We start from the raw sequence: 18674 nt of genomic DNA, 5'->3' as shown, positions 1-18674 counted from the left end.
GCCGGCGGCTGATCAAGGACATATGAGTTCTTCACACACAACGCCACGGACGCTGCTCGAAGCGCGTGATCTGACCATCCGTTTCGGTGGCCACACGGCGGTCGACGCGGTCAGCTGCGCCTTCGATAACGGCACGCTCACTGCGATCGTTGGCCCCAATGGCGCGGGCAAAACCACGTTCTTCAATCTGCTGTCCGGTCAGCTCATGCCCACGGCCGGCAAGCTGTGGTTCGACGGCCAGGACATCACCCGCACGAAGGCGCCGAAGAGAGCGCAGATGGGCATCGGTCGTGCTTTTCAGCTCACCAATCTGTTCCCGGAACTGAGCGTGCGGGAAAACATGTGGCTGGCTGCGAGTGCGCGCACCGGCGCCGGACTGGTCATGCACCGGCTGGCGGATGGTTATGGCGATATTCGCGACAAGGTCGACCACTATCTCGCACGCGTGTCGCTGGCCCATCGCGGGGACTGGCTCGCCGCGACTCTGCCGCATGGCGACCAGCGCAAGCTGGAGGTCGGCATGCTCCTCGCACTGGAGCCGCGGGTATTCATGTTCGACGAGCCGACAGCCGGCATGAGCGTGGACGAGGTCCCGGTGATTCTCGATCTGATCCAGGCGATCCGCGAAACGCGGGACAAGGTGGTTCTGCTGGTCGAGCACAAGATGGACGTGGTGCGCTCGTTGGCGGATCGCATCATCGTCCTGCACGAGGGACGACTGCTCGACGAGGGCGAGCCCGAAAAGGTGATTGCCTCGCCGCTGGTGCAGCAGGCGTATCTTGGCGAGGTGCTGGATGCGCCGGAAACCGAGTCGCCAGAGGCCTCGGCATGAGCGCGCCGTTGTTGACCATGGAAGGCGTGCATACGCACATCGGCCATTACCACATCCTGCAGGGCGTGGATCTGACGCTGCCGCGCGGCGAGCTTACCGTGCTGCTTGGCCGCAACGGCGCAGGCAAGACCACGACGCTGCGTACGATCATCAATCTCTGGCAGGCGTCCAAAGGGCGGATCGTGTTCGATGGCCAGGACATCACGAACTGGCGTACGCCCAGAATCGTGCGCCAGGGCATTGGTTATGTGCCGGAGAACATGGGCATATTCTCGCTGCTGACCGTGCAGGAGAATATGCGCCTCGCCGCCGAACGCCGGCATTTCGATACGGCGCGGCTGGACTGGATATTTGGTTTGTTCCCGGCGCTGAAGAAATTCTGGACCACGCCAGCGGGGCTGCTCTCCGGCGGCCAGAAGCAGATGCTGTCGATTGCGCGCGCGATCATCGAGCCGCGCGCATTCCTGATCATCGACGAACCCAGCAAGGGATTGGCGCCGGCGATCATCAAGGATCTGGTGCAGGCGATCCGTGAACTCAAGCAGACCGATACGACCATCCTGCTCGTCGAGCAGAACTTCAGCTTCGCCCGGGCGGTGGGTGACCATGTCGCGGTGATGGACGATGGCCGCGTGGTGCATGCGGGCAGCATGTCTGATCTCGCTGACGACACCGAACTGCAGGGGCGGCTGCTTGGCCTTAGCCTCGACGCCCATGCCTAGGAGTGCAGCCAATATGAATGTTGCCGAGCAGACCGACCGGGCTGCATTGGGGGACAGGATTCGCCAGGCGCTGGACGCGCGGCCGCATTACCTGCTGTTGGCGTTGGTCGCGGCGATCGGTGTGGCGATCATGCCCTGGCATGTCTGGTTGTCGTTGACCGTTGCCGGGTTGGCGATGGGGTTGATCCTGTTTGTGGTGTCATCGGGTATGACGCTGATCTTTGGCCTGATGGGCGTGCTCAATCTTGCCCACGGCGCGTTCATCACGGTCGGCGCGTATGTCGGCGGCACGGTGTTCCTCATGCTCGCCGGTTGGGCGCCGCTGGCAGCGGTATCCCAGGCGCTGCTGATCTTTCCGGCCGCACTGGCCACGCTCGTTGTGGCTGGCCTGCTCGGCTTCGTGTTCGAGCGAGTCATCGTGAAGCCGGTCTACGACGATCATCTGCGCCAGATTCTGGTCACCGTGGGTGGGGCGATCGTGATCACCCAGTTGATCATCGTGTTCTGGGGCGCACACGAGATCCCGTTACCGCGGCCGGAGGTGCTGCGCGGTGCATTCGTGGTTGGCGGCGTCGCGTTCGAGAAGTATCGGTTATTCGCGGTCGGGGCGGGACTGGCCGTCTATTGGGGCATGCTCGCGGTGATCCAGTACACGCGCGTCGGCCTGCTCATCCGCGCGGGTGTCGAGAACGGCGAGATGGTTCAGGCACTGGGCTATCGCATCAAGCTTCTGTTCATCGCGGTGTTCGCGGTGGGGTCCGCTCTGGGCGCGTTCGGCGGCGTGCTCTGGGGCTTCTATGAAGAGTTGATCCACGTCGAGCTGGGCCAACAGCTGCTGGTCGACGTGATCATCGTGATCATCATGGGCGGTCTGGGTTCGATTACCGGCTGTTTCTACAGCGCGCTGGTGGTGGGCCTTCTTACCAACTACATGGGTTTCGTTGCGCCGACGTTTTCAGAGTTCTCCAGCATCGTGCTGATGGTGTTGGTGCTGATGTGGCGGCCACAGGGACTCATTCCCGTGGTGAAGGTCTGATGATGCGCCTGCTTTCCGGGGATACGCCGCGCAGTCCCGCATTGACGGTGCTGCTCGTGATCATCGTGCTCGCGCTGGCCTTTGCGCCGTTCCTGTTTCCCGGCCCGCTCGCGTATCGCACCTATTCGTCGATCTGCCTGTTCACGATGCTGGTGCTCAGCTACGACATACTGCTCGGCTATACGCGCATCATTTCTTTCGCGCACGCGATGTTCTATGGCATCGGTGCGTATGCGATGGCGATCTCGCTGCGTGATCTGGGCGGCGGCTGGGGCGCGATTGGCGTCGGCCTTGCCGCCGGGCTGGCGACCGCGCTTGCCGTGGCGTTCGTTATCGCGTTGTTTTCGCTGCGCGTACGGGCGGTGTTCTTCGCGCTGGTGACGCTGGCGGTCGCGGTGGGCTTCATGACGCTGGTCTCGAAGCTGTACCACTTCACGGGCGGTGAGGACGGTATCGCTTTCCAGGTGCCGTTCGTGCTCGGGCCGGGCTATACCCTCACCGACGAGCCGGTGCCGGGGTTCAATCTCATCGGCTTTCTCACCTCGGGTGACTTCGCCGGGGCGTGGTTCGACGTGCGTACCAGCGGCATGGTGCTGATCTATTACGTGCTGTTCGTTGCGGCCGTGTGCATATTCTTCGCGCTGCTACGGATGATGAACTCGCCGTTCGGGCGGGTATGCAAGGCAATCCGTGAGAACGAGTTCCGGGCCGAGGCGCTGGGTTATCGAACGGTGGCATTTCGTACGATCAATGTCTGTATATCGGCGATGATCGCGGCCTTCGCCGGTGCGCTGGCGGCTTTGTCGCTTCGCTATATCAATCCAGAGTCGACGCTATCGTTCGACCTGATGGTGAACGTGTTGCTGATTACGGTGATCGGCGGCATGGGCACGCTCTACGGGGCGATCGTCGGCACCGCGCTGTTCGTGTTGGCCGAGACTTATCTCCAGAGCCTGCTGGCGGTGGCGCACGAGGCGAGCGCTTCGTTGCCCCTCGTGCATGCGATGCTCGACCCGGAACGCTGGTATCTCTGGCTCGGGCTGCTGTTCGTGCTCAGCGTGTATTTCTTCCCCCGAGGCATCGTCGGCCAGCTGCGATTGCGCAGCGAGAGTCGACGCCGACGTGTCGGCGCCGATATCAATCCGGGCCCAGCGACGGATCCGAAAGAAACGCGCGGATAGCCGCGATCTCGTGGTCGCGCATGAGCGCGGGCGCGTGACCGGCGTCCGGTATTTCGAGCACTTGCGTGTCCGGCTTGAGTTCGACCATGCGATCGAGCGTCTCCGATGCAAGCAGATCGGACTGCCCGCCGCGAATGACCAGCGTCGGGATATCGATCGCCGACCATAGCGACCACAGTTCGACGTCCGCCTCGACGGGCTGGTCGAACGCCGATGCAATCTTCGGGTCGTAGTGGGGCACCACGCGGCCGTCTTCCATCCGGTGCGAATGGTGGGCCAGATGCTGCCACTGCGTCTCGTCGAGCGGACCGAAGCTGGCATGGATATCCGCCAGGTGCGCCTGGTAGTCCGCGACTGTCTCGAAGGTAGGGGTTTCGCGCACGTATTCGCCGATCCGGTTAAGCGACGCTGCGCTGATCTGCGCACCGATGTCGTTGAGGACCAGGCGACGTATCGGGTTGTGCGGCTGCGCTCCCAGCATCATGCCGACCAGCCCGCCCATGGATGTGCCGACCCAGTCGACGCTTGGCGACGGGCGAGAGGGCTCGTCGGGCAGCGGGGCGGTGATATGGCTGAGCAGTGTGGCGTTGTCCCGCAGGTACTGGTCGTAGTTGTAGTGCTCGCGCTGTTCCAGCCAATCGCTGTGCCCGCGACCCGCGGCATCGGGGCAATAGACCTGGTACGTGTCAGAAAGCGCGCTCGCCAGCGCATCGAAATCGCGCCCGTTCCGTGAGAATCCGTGTGCACAAACCAGCGGTCGCGCATGGTGCAGTGCACTCCAGACTGTGCAGCTGATGCGGTGAAAACCTGTAGGGTTCAGGCAATATAGCTTGGAAATCGAAATAGTCATAGCAAATCAACCAGATACAAATGGGTTGTCTTGGTTCGAAAAGAAGTCGTTTCACCTGCAAAAGATAAACTGAAACAGTGGTTCACTAACGGGTTGCAGCTCTAAAAAAAATACTATAAACAGTAACTCGTGACTTATGACTCACTAGTCACTGCAGGGGGAGTATTCAGCATCGACCATCAGACGGCCATCATTCGGGTGCCACGAAAGTGTGCGCACGAGGCAGGGAAAGGCCAGCTGGCGGTGCGAGCGGGAAACGGGAAGAGCCTCTGACAAGAGTGCCAGCCCGGCTCACGATGCCCGCGACAGGCATGCGGAGTACTCAAGAACAATATCCAAGGGATTCCCGTTGTAACGGAGGGGAGAAACAAGAAATGATCCGCGATATCAAAAAAGCAATCGAGGCGAAACAGCCCGGTCGTCTGGGGCATCTGCCCCGTGTGATCGGCGTATCCGCGTTGGCCGCTCTCGGCTGCGCGACCACGGCCAATGCGGCCATCGAAACTGATTTCGGGGTGGACTACCGGGCCACGGGTTTCTATGTGCAGTCCGATTCGTTTGCGGTGCCGGCGCCGACCAACGCCGGCCAGCGTCTGGACGATCAGACCGATCCGGACGATGGCGACAACGGTTTCGCGCACTACCTGCGCTTGAAGGCGAATCTCAAGCATGAAGAGACGGGCGTCGAGGTTCATACCCGTATCGAACTGGCGGGCGATCGCTGGAGCGGCGACGACCGCGGCTATACCGGCACGAGCGGCCAGGCCTTCAACAACACGAATCGCGGCGACAACGTTCGTCTCGACCTGGGTTTTGTCCAGATTCCCTTCAAGTTCGGCCTGCTGCGTGTCGGCCGTCAGGAAGCCAACTGGAACAACTGTTTCCTCGTTTGCGATGATCGTCGCGACCGTGCGCTGTTCCTGACCAAGCTGGGTAATATCAGTGCGTTTATCGGCTATGACCGCCGTCAGGACAGCGACCAGTTCTACAACGAAGACAACGGCGACCAGATCTTTCCGGGTTTCGTCGCTCCGTTGTGGGATAGCGGCTGGTCGCTCGGCTTCCTGTATGTGCATTACCTGAACAGCTACAACGGCGACCTCGTCGACACGGATCCCGTGCTGATCGATACCGACGGTGATGGCATTCCGGACGCCGCCGCAGACGGTTCCACGGGCGTGCGCAGCGCCTATGCGTTGTCGAACGCCAACCTGTTCTCGCCCTACATGCAGGGCAAGGTCGGTCCGCTGGATATCGCCTTCGGTGGTAACTACTTCAGTAACGGCAACGTGAACGCCAACCAGACCCCGGAAGACGGTGATTTCTTCACCGACGACTCCTATGCGGGCTACTTCCGGATCGGCGCCGACGTCGGCATGTTCGAACTCAAGGGCCAGTACGTCGGCACTTGGGACGGCGGTCTGATCTCGTCGGGTTTCGATACCTACTCGAGCCTGATCAACTCCAGCCCCGAGTCCACGGCCAACCCGACCAGCCTCTACCGCATGGGCGGTTTCCTGGGTCGCGAAGGCTACGACCAGTCGCTGATCATCGGCAGTGTGGCGGTCAACGTCACGCCGAAGTTCGCCCTTCGCGGCGCGCTGGGTTCGCTGGATATCGATGTCCCCGGCGTGGGTAGTGACTCCAGCACGGTCTATGACCTGCAGGCGAGCTACCAGCTCAATGAAGTGGTTCGGACCTGGGCCACGCTCGGCATGCTCAAGGAAAACGATGTCGGCACGCTTAGCGGCAACAGCCTTGTCGGCACCTTGCCGAATGGCGGCAGCTTCGCGGATGACCGTGTGATCGCGGGCAGCGTGAATCTTGGCGTCGAATTCTAAGAGTCAGTAATCTTGAGGGGCCTTCGTTCGCGAAGGCCCCTGTTTTTTTGGAGTACTTGTTTTGTCGGATCTTCTAGCAAAGCGGCTTTGTTCGGTGGCGCTGTCGGTACTCGCCGTGTCCTTCGTGAGTGGTTGTGCCACCAACGGTTCGCCTTCCGGTGATGAAGGACAGATGCCATTGGCCGATTCCGAGGCCGCTTTCGGCTATGAGCAGACTGAATGGGGCAAGCCGTTCTGGGAGCGGTGGATGGACGAGGCGCGTGCTCAGGGCCGTGCCTCGGTAGTCGGACAGAACCCGACGGCGGGCGCACCCGCGCAGGTGGGAGGTGGATCGGCTGCCATGCCGGTCGCCATGCGTCCGGACTTGGATGGTCTGCGCCCGAAATTGGGCGTCTATATCGCGGCGGACCAGCGAGACTCGCTATCTGCCTATCGCCTGATGAATACGCTTGATCGCTATGCGGCAGCGAATGGACTGACGCTGGTCAAGCCGAACGAACTCGATGAATCCGTGGGCGGCTCGGATGCCTGCGGCGCAGCGACGCCGATGGGCTGCCCCGAACTGCTCGGCATCTTTCCGGGTATCCGGGCCTTGCTCGTATTGGATATCAATTCCACGAGCGGCGGTGTAGCGCAGGTGCGCGCCCGAATGGTCGATACCGATTTCGGTATCGAGTACGACGCCGTCAGCACCGAACTTGCGCTGCGTGCCAAGACGTTGGGCGATGGGTCCGACGTTACGGTGTGGAGTGACCACGTCCTGGGTACAGCGGCGGATCGTATTTCGATAGCGCCGTGGTTTGCACACAGCTTTGCCCTCAATGGCGAAGATATGTATATCAACGCAGGGCGCAGCTCCGGTCTTGAAGCCGACAGCACGCTGGCGGTGCACGGCGAGGGCTCGGTGGTTCGTTCACCGGCCGGGCGCATCATCGCGTGGGAGCCGGGCCCTGAAGAGGGTCGGATCCGCATCAAGCAGTTCGTGGGTCAGAACGTGGCGGTCGCCGAACAGGTTTCGGGCCGTATGCCAACGCCAAAGGATCGCCTGACGCTGGTGGAGTAGTTCGCGGTTTTCAGATGGGCCACCGATTCGAGGTCGTTTCCATCGACGGTCTGCGAGATTTTAAGCGTTCGACAACGCTGAGATCAGCTCCAGTTCGCCACAGATGGACGTCTGCAGGCTTTGCCAGTCGAGAGTCACGCCAGGAGTTCGGCGCCGCCGAGTGCCGTCGGTGACTGGCCTGCGGCTAAATCCATCATTTAGGCACTTGAGAATAAAAAAAGCCGGGAAGCGTTATCGCTATTCCCGGCTTTGATTCCTGGTCCTCTGCGTGACCAGGCGAACAAGATACGAACTACTCCGCGTTCTTGTTGTGCTCCTCGATACGCTGCGACAGCTCCTTGCTCTCGGCGCTTGCGCCGTGCGCCGCATGGCCCGAAGCCTGCGTATTATCATCGAGATCCGAGCTCGCCGCGCTGTCGGCATTTAGCGAGCCGCCGCTCTGATTGAACCGCTTCACATCACTGGACAGCGCGCCGTCGCGCTGAGCGCCCATGGCGGCTTCGCCTTCCATGCGGGCCGAGCCGTTCAGGTTGCCGGTGGTTGTGCCGGCGCGAGCCGCACTTTCTTCCTTGAGCGACGCGCGATTTTCGTTGAACGTATTCACGTCCTCTGCAATCGCCTCGGCCTTGGTCTGTTCGTCTTCCATGTGATGGCCGGCCAGAGCGCTGCCGAATACCCCAAGGGTGCCGGCGCAAACCAGACCGTAAGCCACTAACTGCCTCTTGTATCCCGATTTCTGCATTTGTTTCTCCTGAGAGGCCGGCATTGCAGCGCGCGGCGGCAGCGGCCTCGTTTATTGTCATGCCCGGTCTGCCGTACGCCATTGTTGCGTTCAGCCGCCGGTAAGTCGGCCCCACACCGACCTAGTTCGAGTATAACTCGATTGCGCACAAAAAAGCCGGAAGCCAAGGGCCTCCGGCTCTTTCGCTAACGCGAGTTTCTAGTGCTTAGAAACGCACGCTGTTCAGGCTGCCACCGCTCTGGTTATAACGGGTCAGCTCAGCAGCCAGTTCCTGCGCCTGCGGATCGGCCGAATGGTTGTCGGCGTTCGCAGGCATGTGCGTGGACGGCACCAGACCATCGGTGGCGCTGGCGTTGTAGGCGTCTAGGTCAGCGCTCAGCTGACGCGTCTGCTGTGCAACCTGCTGCGGTGCCTCATCGGCGGGGACGTGGGTCTCCGGCAGGCGACCTTCGGTGTCCTGCTTGTTATGCGCGTCCAGGTCGGCGGCCAGAGCATCAGCCATCGGATGAGCCTGCGGGCTCGTGGTGGCGGTCGTTGCCTGGTCGGCACGCGCGTTCATGGCTTCAACCGCTTCGGACTGTGCGAAGCCCAAGGTCGAGAAGCCGAGAAGGCTGGCCAGAACAGCGACGGAAGCGATACGGGTCACAGTGCGATTTTGCATGTCTGTCTCCTTGAAGGACGCTACGCTCGATATTCGATAGCGGCGTAGACAAAAGTCGTATTGAAAATTGGTACGCGACTAAAGTTAGTGGCAGATCGCTGTATATTCAAGGAATGCACTGCAACAAAATTGGGGTTTATCGCTACGGCTCTCATTTGCAAAGAAAAAATTATCGAAATTAAATTTCGTAAATCGACTAACTGCTGTATAACGCAACGAACGCGCGCGGATTCCGCCAGCAAATGAAGAGGGTTAACATCGCGGAAGTGCGCGGTGGTGGCGCGTGAAAGTGCCGTCGCCAGGTGTGTTATCCGCCGCTGCGAATCAGGCTTTTCGTAGTTGTGGATTTGGTGGTGGGAAGGGCGGACGGGTATCTAAGCGTGGTCGGTCGCCACGGCCTCGATACGTAACGGTCGCAACATAGGCTAAACGTGTTGAGGGAACTCGGCGCCTCGACGTCGAGCGTGCGATCAGTGCTCGCGCAACGCCTGTTTGGTGATCTTGCCCACGGCATTACGCGGCAGTGCGTCGAGCCATTCGAACCGTGCCGGAACCTTGTACGAAGCCAGTTGCTTGCGGCAGAAGTGTTTCAAATCGTCATCGCTGGGTTGTGCGGCGCTCGGACGGAGCACGAGCCATGCCTTGCCGACTTCGCCCCAGCGGGCGTCCTGCACACCGGTGACGGCCAGTTCCGCGAGTGCGGGGTGGTGCTCGAGCACTTTTTCGACCTCGGCGGGATAGACGTTTTCCCCACCGGAGATGAACATGTCCTTGCGACGATCGACGATGGTGTAGCAGCCATCGGCATCGCAGCGGGCGATATCGCCGCTTCGCAGCCAGCCGTCAGCGGTGAATGCGTCGGCCGTGGCTTCAGGCTGCTGCCAGTAGCCGGGCGTGACGCCGGGTCCACGGATCAGCAATTCCCCGGCTTCGCCTGTGGGCACGTCTCGTTCCTCGGCGTCGACGATCCGCGTTTCGGCCAGGAGCTGGGGGCGGCCTACAGAGCCGATCTTGTCGAGCACGTCGGCAGTATCGAGCAGGAACACGGTCGGGCCGGTTTCGGTCATGCCCATGCCCGTACGCACATGGATTCCGTGCTCGACAAATCGCCGCGCCACCGGCAACGAGAGCGCCGCGCCGCCGCAACCCCAGGAGCGCACGCGCGCGAGGCGCTCGCCGCTAAAACCGGGTTGCTCCAGCAATGCCTGGTAAACCGCGGGGACGCCGAAGAAGACGGTTGCCCGCTGCTCCAGCACGTCTAGCGCCTGTTCCGGCGCGAACTGGCGCGATACGAGCACGGTGCCCCCGGCGAGCAGGAGCGCGCTGGAATACAGGTTGATACCGGCGGTATGAAACACCGGAAGCACGTTCAGCAGCACGTCGTCGCCGGTCAGTCCGATGGCCAGCCCGATGTTGAGATAGTTGGCGAGCATCATCCGGAAGGTCTGGATCACGCCCTTCGAGCGGCCTGTCGTGCCGGCGGTATAGAGCAGATACCAGGTCGCGTCCGGGTCGCGCGGGGCGCAGATGGACAGATCGGGCGCTACGTCGGACAGGTCCTGATCATAGTCGCGGGCATCGGTCGCGGGGTCGCCGATTGCGATCCGCAGGCAGCGTGTACGCGGTGTCGCCAGATTACGGGCGACCGGCGTGAACTCATCGCCATGGACGAGCGCGGCGGGGTCGCAATCGTCGAGCAACGCGGCGAGCTCCGCCTCGGCGAGGCGCCAGTTCAGCGGCACGAGTATCAGGCCGGCCTTTGCGCAGCCGTACAACATGGCGAAGAACTCGGCGCGGTTGTAACCGAGATAGACGATACGGTCGCCCGGCTCGAGCTCCCATCGCTCGGTGGCGGCCGCCGCGAAACGGGCGGCCCGCTCGTTCAGGCCCGCATAGGAGTAGCGCTGTCCGCTCGCCAGATCCTCCAGCGCGATACGCGTCGGCGTGACGCGGGCACGGTGGCCGAGCAGGTCGAACATCTCCATGGCTCTCTCCGTTTGCGCGTTAGTGGTTATTGTCCTCGATCGCCGCGGTGCGGGCACGTCGCGCGCGGGCTCATGCCGGATCGTGCCAGCGAAGACACAGGGCGTTCCAGACATAGCCGATACCGGCCGCGACCAGCACCGCCAGTTCGTTATGGTGCAGGCGGCCCGCTTCGCGCGCGAGCATCAGACTCAGAATCTGGTCGACCTGGCCGATGTGCCCGTGATGTTCGAGATAGATCGATCGCTCCGGTGGCAGATCGAGCAATGCCAATACCTCTTTGTGCGCGCTGCGTTTCATGTGCAGCAGGGCGAGATAGGCGATATCCGAAAGCGCAGCATCGGACCGGGTAACCGCTTCGCGAATGACCTGCAGAAAGTTGCGCACTGAGCACTCGCCGAGCCGTCGCTTCATGCCCGCCGGGTCGGTGACCGTCAGGCGGTAATCGCCAAGCGTGGCTACGGTGATAGGCGCCTTGGTGCCGCCGACGGGCACCAGAACATCTCGTGACAAGGCCCCGTCAGTAATGATCGAACTACCGAGAATCTCGTGGCCAGGTGCATCGGCCTGGATGATGGCGGCGCCGGCACCCGCCGCGAGGTTGTACATGAAGCGCACGTTGGGGTCGCGGTAGTCGATGAGATCGCCATTTCGATACCCGCCAGCCACCAGCACGGTCCGGACATGCGGGTCGGCCACGATCAGGTCGCGGGCGAGCTTCAAGGCGAGTACACCGGTACCGCACTTCTGACCGACATCGAAAGCGTAGGCATTGTGCGCGCCGAGCTCGTGGGCGAGATTGATCCCGCTCGTCCAGACCGGATATTCCTTGTATTCCTCGGTGATCGAGATGACGACATCGATCTCGCGCGCATGGATGCCGGATTCGTCGAGCGCCCGCCGGGCGGCGTGCAAGGCCATTGTCGTCGGATGATCCTGCTCGTCTGCGGCGGGTTTTTGTAGCAGGCCGAGCTTCTCCGTGATGACCTGGAGCGGTAGGGCGCTCGCCTGTGCAATCTCGTCCGCGCTGATCCGGCCACTGGGAATGTATACCCCCAGGCCCGTCACGCAGGCGCGGGGCATTAATCTCGGTCCGCCGGTCGGGCGATGCCGTTGCGGATGAAGTCCATCACGGCATCGAGCTCCGCGTCACCGAGCCCGTTTTCGGCCCACAGGCCGTAGCGCAGTCCAAGAAAATGGCCGACGCCCATGAGAATCCAGACCCACACTTCCAGATTGCCGTCGCGGATCTCGCTCTTCTCGACGGACTTTTCGAGGGCGCTTATATAGCCGCGCGCAAAATCCATGTAATAGTCGCGATAGATCTGCTCGTCCACGAACAGCGATTCCTGAACCACGCGGTATAGGTTCTGGCGCTGCGACACGAAACGCATGAAAGCCGCGATGCCCTCGCGTTCGGCTTCCAGTCGCGACAGATCCTGCGGGATGGAGTGGGTGAGCATCCTTCGTAGCTCCCGGCCCATATGCCGCACCAGTTCGCCCAGCACCTCTTCCTTGTTCTGGAAATAGAGATAGAAAGTGCCTTGAGCGACGCCCGCACCGCGGGTGATATCGCTGATCGAGGCCCGAAAGAAGCCCGATTTGCCGAAGGCTTCCTCGGCCGCGCCGAGAATTCTCTGGCGGGTCGCTTCGCCACGGGCGGTCATCGGCTTCAGTGACGCACTGTCGCTGCTCGGCATGGCAAAGGTGACTAGTGATGCATGTTTCAGTTGGATGCTAGCTGTCCTCTACAAATACTGTCAATCAGGCGCATACGGGCGCGGTGCAGGGGGACGCTCGCGCAATGCGGAATTCGTCTTTGGAGCTACCGACAACCGCAATCGAAACAGGGCCACCAGCGGTCAGGTAATACGTCGGCGGTTGCATGCGACGGCAGCGGTGGTTGCCTGGCTCGTCGTCGACCGCCCCGTGTATCACGGTTGCTGATCGATCCCCGCGATGGGTGCGAGGTTTTCGCTGGGAAAACGGTTGATGGCAGTGAGCGCAAGGTAATGGTCTCGTGGCTCCTCGAGGGGTGAGGTCCATCGAGTGCTGGTTTGACTGCTCAACTCCCCGTCTACTCGGGCACCTTTGATCGCGACTGCCACCAATAACAGGTCGAGATATACATCGCCTTGCGTTAGTCTAGCGGCGCGCAAAGCACGCCCCGGTAGCTCAGCAGGATAGAGCAGCCGCCTCCTAAGCGGCAGGTCGCAGGTTCGACTCCTGCTCGGGGCACCAATAAAAAATGCCGGCCTAGCGCCGGTATTTTTTATTGGTTTTTTGGATAGGGTTGAACCTGCGACAGATAGAAAAGCATGGTTCGACGGGTTCGCGCAGCGAATCCGAACCGCGGAGCGTAGCGACGCGGGCCCGAAGGGTGAGCGGCGCAGCCGCGAATACTCCTGCTCGGGGCACCATTGCTAAGAGCGGCCGTAGCGCCGCTCTTAGCAATGGTTCTGCAACACGTGTCGAACCTGCGACAGGCAGACAAGCGGGTTCGACGGATTCGCCTAGCGAATCCGAACCGCGGAGCGTAGCGTCGGGTCCGCTCGAGCGCTGTTATCTCGCCGAGATGGGCGAATCAATTCGAACGTACCTTTTCAGAGTTCGTACTGTTCGCGCGCGTAGTCGCCAAGGCCCACCGCATCCAACCGTGCCATCGGCGCGAGGAAGGTGACGTGGACGACGCCGGGATCACGCCCGATTTCCACGCCGCCGTTTATCGTGGCGCGATTGCGAATCTCTGGAACGCTTAACCCCAGAAGCGTGGCTGCACGGTTGAGGCCGTTAGTGATCGCGTCGTTCATATTGGCGGCAGTGCCGATCACTGATATCGGCGCGACGTCCTCCACGGCGTCCATGCCCCATCTGGCGGCAAGACGTGCGCCCTTGGCTTTTTCGGCGGCGGTGAACGGCCGCGCCATGGGTGGGAGATCTTCGAGCAGCGGAAACAGCACGGGCCCGTCGATGGGATAGTTCTTTACGACCTCCACCTGCAGCGTCACGCTGCCGGAGACGTCCATGGTATGTCCGGCAATTTCGCCGTCGCCCTGACCGGCATGCATGTCGCCCATGTAGATGCCGCCCCCTTTGACCTTTACCGGTGCGACAAGGATCGCGCCGGCGCGGACTGCGTCGATATCCATATGCCCGTCGGTCTTGTGTTCGGCGAGCTGTTCCGCAGTGAGCGCGTACTCATGCGGTGCGCCGACGAGAAACGCGCCGAAATCACCCCCGTTGTGTGAATCCGGCATGGCGGTCGATGGGCAGGTGCCGAGCTGACCCAGGAAAGGACGCATGCGCACCAGCAGGCCGGGCATATCGGACGGCGCATAACTCAGGATCGAATGCTGCCGGCTCGCATCGGGCAGGGCCGCATAGTGGTTGGCGTCCTGTGCCATGGTTTCAGCCGCAGACGCCGGCAGCGTTACGCCAACCTGGCGGGTGTCGTCGAAAGTCACGGTGTAGCCGTGCACAATCTCGAAAGGGGTGACTGTGTTGCCACAGTTGTCGCATTTGACCGAATCCTGACCGATGCCCTCGACATGTGTTTCGGGCCAGAGGATGTCGCAGGCAGGGCAACGCGCGGCAACATAGGGATCGCCCAGGCAGAAGCCTTCCGGCGAGCTGTCGTGGCCCGATGCGGTGGCAATCGAGGTGACGGTGATGTCGCGGATCCGGATGGCTATGCTGTCGCCGGGCTCCGCGCCTTCCACATGAACCGGGCGCGTGACTTCATGGCCGCCGCGCAAGCGTGGCGTGATCATGGGGCCCCAGCACCCCGGCGCGGTATTGGCGATGATCGTGCCGCCGTTCTCGACACGACCGGCCATGGGTTCATTCGGGTCGAGCAGGCTGTTCGTGAAATCTTGTACGACAAGGCTGCGCTGAGCCTTTTGTTCGGGGCGACCTTCGTGGTGCATGGGATTTCTCCGGACGCGTCTCGGATGCGCACATGACAGTGGGATGCATCGAAGTTAGCACGTCGCGAGAGCACCAGAACGTACTCTGGTCGCCACGGGATCAGGGCATTCTCGGTCTTCGCCTATCTGCGTGACCGGGGCCGCCAGCGGTTCAGTCGTTCAGAACGACGACCCGGGCTCGGCTAGAAACGCGGCTTCTTCGGCGCTCGTCTCGCGCCCGAGCAAGGCATTGCGGTGCGGGTAGCGCCCGAAGCGTTCGATGATCGCGTAGTGTTTTCGCTCTGCGTCGAGGTGATTCTCCATGCCGAGCGATCGGTACAGAGCGAGGGCCGTCTCGTGATCGGCCAGCGCCTCGCTGTGCATGAACGGCATGTAGAGGAAAGCGCGTTGCTGAGCGCTGAGGCCGCGGTCGGCGCCGGTGTCGATGGCGTGCCGGGCGAGCGCGAGTGCGGCAGGATCGTTCTCGAAAGCACGGGCGCTATCGCGATGGATATTGCGAGAGAACTGGTCGAGCACGATGACTTCCGCTAGTCGGCCATGCGGCGATTCGCGCCAGCCCGACAGGCAGCCCGCGGCGGCAACCTCGAGCGTCACGCCGAAGCGGGTGCTGATTTGCTCGTCCAGTGCGGCTGACTTGCGAAACCAGTCGCGAGGCGAGAGTTCGTCAAACCAGAAATGATTCACCGCTTCCGGCGATACCGGCAATGCCTGGTTTTCATTCTGACCGGCGGCGTAGCCGGTCTTGTCATCCACGACTATCGGCCACCGGGGCGCTGCTCGACGGTGCCGCGTCGTAGGCGGTTCGCGCGTCGCGCAGTACGCCGATCGATGACCGAATGAACAGGCCGGCGATCGCCGCGCCGATGATGATGTCGGGCCAGATACTGTGGGTGAGGGCGACCAGTGCGGCGGCGGCGATCACGCCGCTATTGGCGAACAGGTCGTTGCGCGAGCAGACCCAGACCGAGCTCATGTTCACGTCGTCTTCGCGATGACGGGTGAGCAGGATCAGGCAGACAATATTGCCGATCAGCGCCAGCGCGCCGACGCCGGCCATGAGCGTGGCTTCGGGCGGCAGGCCGTAGATCAGCTTGAACACCAGCTGCACGCTGACCAGCAGGCCGAAGCCGAGCATGATCGCGCCCTTGAAACCGGCCGATATGGCCTTGGCGCGCGCCCCCTGGGCAATCACAGCCAGACTCAGGCCGTAGACGAGCGTATCGCCGAGCATGTCGAGCGAATCCGCGAGTAGGGCCGTGGAGCCGGCGATCCACCCGGCGGTGAATTCGCCCACGAACATCACCGCGTTCAGCGCAAGCACGATCCAGAGCACCCGCTTCTGGCTTTCGCGCATTTGCTGGAGATGGGCGTCGTCTTCGCTGCAGCAGCCGGCCATGGTCTATCGGTGTTCGTTTGAACGATCACTCATTCTACAACCAGGGCCGTTTGACCACCAATCGGCGGCAGCGATCGTCAGTTCTTTTCGCGGGCGTAGTTGGCCGCGGGGATCTCCACGCGCACGCTGCTGGAATCCTCGATATTCAGCTTCACCTTGAACCCCAGACTGCGTGCCAGCTTCAGCATGGGTTTGTTCTGGGCCAGCACGTCGCCGTACACCGTGTCGATATCGCGTGCGCTGGCCTGGCGCAACAGGCAGTCGAGCAGATGCCGGCCCAACCCAACGCCGGCATGGTCGTGGTGGACGAGAATCGCGAACTCGGCTTCCGTACCGTCCGGATCGCAGATCAACGTTCCCATGCCGGCCAGGCTGTCGGGCGTGTCGTAGCGGCTGACCACCAGCGACACTTCGCGGTCGTAGTCGACCTGAGTGATACGCGCGGCCATGTCGTGGGAAAAATGCCGGATGAAGTTGAAGAAGCGCAGCCGGATCTCGTCGGGGCTGAGACTTTCCAGCAGGTCAAGCACCGCGGGTTCGTCCGAAGGCCGTATGGCACGCACGATATAACGCGTGTCGTTACGCAGCGAAACGATATGGCGCATGCGCGCCGGATAGGGCGACATGGCCAGCCGGTCCCGCGCGGGCAGCGGATTGCCGGTGATCTCGATAAGGCTGTCCGACGGCGCCTGGAGGCGACCGCGCGGGCCGGCCGCAACCCGCACGTCCAGTCCGGACAGCGACGGCAGATCGACGACCATCTTGCCAAGGCGGACCAGCGCCTGCGCCAGGGCTTCGAAGGCGGCCCGCGTACCCCGCAGACGGCCCGCGCTCGCGCCTTCGAGCATGCGCCGGGCAAGCAATGCGTCGAGTGGCGCGAAGCCGTAGGCAGGCGCGATGCCCAAGGCTTCGTCGCGCACGCTCATGACCATGCCGAGTTCGTCGTGCCGGTAGACGCGCACGCGGACCTGTACATCGGTTTCGGCGGGCATCTCGCCGGCGATGCCGTAGGCGGTGAGCAGATGGGCCGCTTCGTCGCTGGACAGCCATTCCACGCCGTTGCTGGACAGCATGGTAAGGCGTTCGCGCAGCCCGTCGACATCCGCGGTCACGGTCGGATCGGGCGGCGGTGTTGCGGTGAGCAGTTCGCGGGTGAAGTGGTAGCGCGCCCGATAACGGACCGCGCGTACAGCCTCGTCGGCCGAGGCGAACGTCGCAAGACGCGCCCGTGCACTGCTGCGGCGTGCGGGCTGGGCGGTGTGCAGGCCCAGCCAGACGGTCATCAGATGGCCCGCAAATTTGGTATCGGCGATCGCATCGACCATGGGCTCGTGGGGCTGGCCGGCGACCGGGCTGTGAACGAACAACACGGCATCGATGTTCGCGTCGTCCGTCGCGCATTCGAGGGCCGCAATCGTGTGTTCGATACTGGAACGGCCCAGATCGATTGATACGCCAAGGTTGCTGGCCTTGGGGGCCGCCTTGAGCAGAGCATCTCGGTTGTCCGAGGACAGGCGCGCCGGTTCGATCTGGTGGCGGAACATGGCATCCGTTCCCAACGCACAGGCGCCGTCGCCGTTTGCGAGTACAGCGATGCGATTACTGCCGACCGTGGGTAGCAATTCCATGGCCGCGAGGCCGTCGAACAGCCCGCCGAGATTCTCGCACTCGACCAGCCCGGCGCGGGCGAACGCGGCGGATCGCGCCGGGTCCGGGCCTTTGGGCCCGTCGTCGACAGCACGCCGGGTTTGCAGCACGAGTACGGGTTTCACCCGCGCCGCCGCGCGGGCGGCCGACATGAACTTGCGCGGCGAGCGGATATGGCCCACCTGCAGCACCACCGCACGGGTACGCGGGTCAAGCGCCGCGTAGTCGAGCAGGTCGGCCGCATCGATATCGGCTTCCGAGCCGCTGCAGGCCATCCAGGAAAAACCGATATTGCGTCCGAGCGCCCAGTCCAGCGCGGCCGCGGCCAGCGACTGCGACTGGGTGATCAATGCGACCTTGCCCGGTCGCGGTGCCAGGGGCAGCGTGCTGAAATTGTGCCCAGCGCGCGTCTGGAAGATACCGGCGGATCGTGAGCCCAGCAGACGCAGATTGTAGGGCTGGGCCGCACGCAGGGCATTGCCGGAGATGCGATCGTCCGACACCCAGAGCACCGCGCGACAACCGTTCTCGCCCAGGCGCCCGATACGAGCCGCCGTGCCCCAGCGTGCATCGAGCACGACCGCAAGCGCTGGTTTGAACTCGCTGAGCTGGCTGAGCCCCGCCCGCGATACGACATGACAACGCTTGTCGGCGTCGACACTCGCCTCGATGTTGCGCACGAGCTGCTGCTGGGCCTCGCTGTCGGGCTCACCGAAGATCGCCACACCCTCGGCATGGAACAGCGCGTCGATATTGCGGAGTGTCATGCCGGCAGGCGCGGTGGTCGCCGCAAG

General features: G+C 62.6%; 16 protein-coding genes and 1 tRNA gene. 7 read left to right on the top strand and 10 right to left on the bottom strand.

Going from position 1 to position 18674, the window contains the following annotated elements:
- The first annotated feature begins 22 nt into the window (after nt 1-22).
- Genes SADO_RS15160 through SADO_RS15145 form a run of 4 tightly spaced genes read left to right on the top strand, consistent with a single transcriptional unit; the run spans nt 23 to nt 3771 of the window.
- Complete coding sequence (locus SADO_RS15160) at nt 23-832, top strand: ABC transporter ATP-binding protein (protein ID WP_353112893.1); 810 nt, start codon at nt 23-25, stop codon at nt 830-832.
- Nucleotides 829-1554, top strand: a complete 726-nt coding sequence (locus SADO_RS15155; protein ID WP_353112891.1) for an ABC transporter ATP-binding protein — start codon at nt 829-831, stop codon at nt 1552-1554. Before SADO_RS15160 ends, SADO_RS15155 begins: the two co-directional genes overlap by 4 nt.
- A gap of 13 nt (nt 1555-1567) precedes the next feature.
- Nucleotides 1568-2590, top strand: a complete 1023-nt coding sequence (locus tag SADO_RS15150) for a branched-chain amino acid ABC transporter permease (protein WP_353112889.1) — start codon at nt 1568-1570, stop codon at nt 2588-2590.
- Nucleotides 2590-3771 (top strand): branched-chain amino acid ABC transporter permease, encoded by a 1182-nt coding sequence (locus tag SADO_RS15145; RefSeq protein WP_353112887.1) that lies wholly within the window; start codon nt 2590-2592, stop codon nt 3769-3771. The genes SADO_RS15150 and SADO_RS15145 overlap by 1 nt, the downstream gene beginning before the upstream one ends.
- Here SADO_RS15145 and SADO_RS15140 read toward each other — a convergent pair.
- Nucleotides 3728-4621, bottom strand: a complete 894-nt coding sequence (locus SADO_RS15140; RefSeq protein WP_353112885.1) for an alpha/beta fold hydrolase — start codon at nt 4619-4621, stop codon at nt 3728-3730. The two genes, SADO_RS15145 and SADO_RS15140, sit on opposite strands and share 44 nt — an antisense overlap.
- Nucleotides 4622-4995: 374 nt before the next feature.
- On the opposite strand from SADO_RS15140, the gene SADO_RS15135 reads away from it, so the two are divergent.
- Complete coding sequence (locus SADO_RS15135; RefSeq protein ID WP_353112883.1) at nt 4996-6462, top strand: hypothetical protein; 1467 nt, start codon at nt 4996-4998, stop codon at nt 6460-6462.
- Between the two features lie 61 nt (nt 6463-6523).
- Nucleotides 6524-7525, top strand: coding sequence for a protein-L-isoaspartate O-methyltransferase family protein (locus tag SADO_RS15130; protein WP_353112881.1), 1002 nt, complete (start codon nt 6524-6526; stop codon nt 7523-7525).
- Nucleotides 7526-7817: 292 nt separating this feature from the next.
- Here SADO_RS15130 and SADO_RS15125 read toward each other — a convergent pair whose 3' ends face one another.
- The 5 genes from SADO_RS15125 to SADO_RS15105 all read right to left on the bottom strand — a co-directional run bounded on the left by SADO_RS15125 (nt 7818) and on the right by SADO_RS15105 (nt 12611).
- Nucleotides 7818-8267, bottom strand: a complete 450-nt coding sequence (locus SADO_RS15125; RefSeq protein ID WP_353112879.1) for a hypothetical protein — start codon at nt 8265-8267, stop codon at nt 7818-7820.
- Between the two features lie 205 nt (nt 8268-8472).
- The gene (locus tag SADO_RS15120) at nt 8473-8928 is read right to left on the bottom strand and encodes a hypothetical protein (protein ID WP_353112877.1); all 456 of its coding nucleotides are present in this window, start codon (nt 8926-8928) and stop codon (nt 8473-8475) included.
- 470 nt (nt 8929-9398) lie between these two features.
- On the bottom strand, nt 9399-10913 hold the full coding sequence (locus SADO_RS15115; RefSeq protein ID WP_353112875.1) for an AMP-binding protein: 1515 nt from the start codon (nt 10911-10913) through the stop codon (nt 9399-9401).
- Between the two features lie 70 nt (nt 10914-10983).
- Nucleotides 10984-11994 (bottom strand): 3-oxoacyl-ACP synthase, encoded by a 1011-nt coding sequence (locus SADO_RS15110; RefSeq protein WP_353112873.1) that lies wholly within the window; start codon nt 11992-11994, stop codon nt 10984-10986.
- The gene (locus SADO_RS15105) at nt 11994-12611 is read right to left on the bottom strand and encodes a TetR/AcrR family transcriptional regulator (protein WP_353112871.1); all 618 of its coding nucleotides are present in this window, start codon (nt 12609-12611) and stop codon (nt 11994-11996) included. Before SADO_RS15105 ends, SADO_RS15110 begins: the two co-directional genes overlap by 1 nt.
- A gap of 464 nt (nt 12612-13075) precedes the next feature.
- Between SADO_RS15105 and SADO_RS15100 the strand changes: the two genes are divergently transcribed.
- Nucleotides 13076-13152: transfer RNA gene (locus tag SADO_RS15100), tRNA-Arg, on the top strand.
- Between the two features lie 362 nt (nt 13153-13514).
- On the opposite strand, the gene SADO_RS15095 is transcribed toward SADO_RS15100, so the two are convergent.
- The 4 genes from SADO_RS15095 to SADO_RS15080 form a co-directional block, all read right to left on the bottom strand.
- Complete coding sequence (locus SADO_RS15095) at nt 13515-14837, bottom strand: acetamidase/formamidase family protein (protein WP_353112869.1); 1323 nt, start codon at nt 14835-14837, stop codon at nt 13515-13517.
- A 159-nt stretch (nt 14838-14996) separates the two neighbouring features.
- Nucleotides 14997-15542: a DUF924 family protein gene (locus SADO_RS15090; RefSeq protein ID WP_353113261.1), complete on the bottom strand. Its 546-nt coding sequence runs from the start codon at nt 15540-15542 to the stop codon at nt 14997-14999.
- Nucleotides 15543-15582: 40 nt separating this feature from the next.
- A complete protein-coding gene (locus tag SADO_RS15085) occupies nt 15583-16233 on the bottom strand; it encodes a cation efflux transmembrane domain-containing protein (protein WP_353112867.1) in 651 nt (216 codons plus the stop codon).
- A 77-nt stretch (nt 16234-16310) separates the two neighbouring features.
- Nucleotides 16311-18647 (bottom strand): bifunctional acetate--CoA ligase family protein/GNAT family N-acetyltransferase, encoded by a 2337-nt coding sequence (locus SADO_RS15080; RefSeq protein ID WP_353112865.1) that lies wholly within the window; start codon nt 18645-18647, stop codon nt 16311-16313.
- Nucleotides 18648-18674: the final 27 nt, after the last annotated feature.

The organism is Salinisphaera dokdonensis CL-ES53 (genome assembly GCF_040361215.1).
GTDB lineage: Bacteria > Pseudomonadota > Gammaproteobacteria > Nevskiales > Salinisphaeraceae > Salinisphaera > Salinisphaera dokdonensis.
The sequence above is the reverse complement of the archived record's forward strand: the minus strand, read 5'-3'. Positions and strand labels throughout refer to the sequence as shown.

What these genes read in the sequence shown, in the direction of transcription:
- SADO_RS15160 (WP_353112893.1), top strand. Translation starts at nt 23, where the DNA reads ATGAGTTCTTCACACACAACGCCACGGACGCTGCTCGAAGCGCGTGAT.
- SADO_RS15155 (WP_353112891.1), top strand. Translation starts at nt 829, where the DNA reads ATGAGCGCGCCGTTGTTGACCATGGAAGGCGTGCATACGCACATCGGC.
- SADO_RS15150 (WP_353112889.1), top strand. Translation starts at nt 1,568, where the DNA reads ATGAATGTTGCCGAGCAGACCGACCGGGCTGCATTGGGGGACAGGATT.
- SADO_RS15145 (WP_353112887.1), top strand. Translation starts at nt 2,590, where the DNA reads ATGATGCGCCTGCTTTCCGGGGATACGCCGCGCAGTCCCGCATTGACG.
- SADO_RS15140 (WP_353112885.1), bottom strand. Translation starts at nt 4,621, where the DNA reads ATGACTATTTCGATTTCCAAGCTATATTGCCTGAACCCTACAGGTTTT.
- SADO_RS15135 (WP_353112883.1), top strand. Translation starts at nt 4,996, where the DNA reads ATGATCCGCGATATCAAAAAAGCAATCGAGGCGAAACAGCCCGGTCGT.
- SADO_RS15125 (WP_353112879.1), bottom strand. Translation starts at nt 8,267, where the DNA reads ATGCAGAAATCGGGATACAAGAGGCAGTTAGTGGCTTACGGTCTGGTT.
- SADO_RS15120 (WP_353112877.1), bottom strand. Translation starts at nt 8,928, where the DNA reads ATGCAAAATCGCACTGTGACCCGTATCGCTTCCGTCGCTGTTCTGGCC.
- SADO_RS15115 (WP_353112875.1), bottom strand. Translation starts at nt 10,913, where the DNA reads ATGGAGATGTTCGACCTGCTCGGCCACCGTGCCCGCGTCACGCCGACG.
- SADO_RS15110 (WP_353112873.1), bottom strand. Translation starts at nt 11,994, where the DNA reads ATGCCCCGCGCCTGCGTGACGGGCCTGGGGGTATACATTCCCAGTGGC.
- SADO_RS15105 (WP_353112871.1), bottom strand. Translation starts at nt 12,611, where the DNA reads ATGCCGAGCAGCGACAGTGCGTCACTGAAGCCGATGACCGCCCGTGGC.
- SADO_RS15095 (WP_353112869.1), bottom strand. Translation starts at nt 14,837, where the DNA reads ATGCACCACGAAGGTCGCCCCGAACAAAAGGCTCAGCGCAGCCTTGTC.
- SADO_RS15085 (WP_353112867.1), bottom strand. Translation starts at nt 16,233, where the DNA reads ATGGCCGGCTGCTGCAGCGAAGACGACGCCCATCTCCAGCAAATGCGC.
- SADO_RS15080 (WP_353112865.1), bottom strand. Translation starts at nt 18,647, where the DNA reads ATGACACTCCGCAATATCGACGCGCTGTTCCATGCCGAGGGTGTGGCG.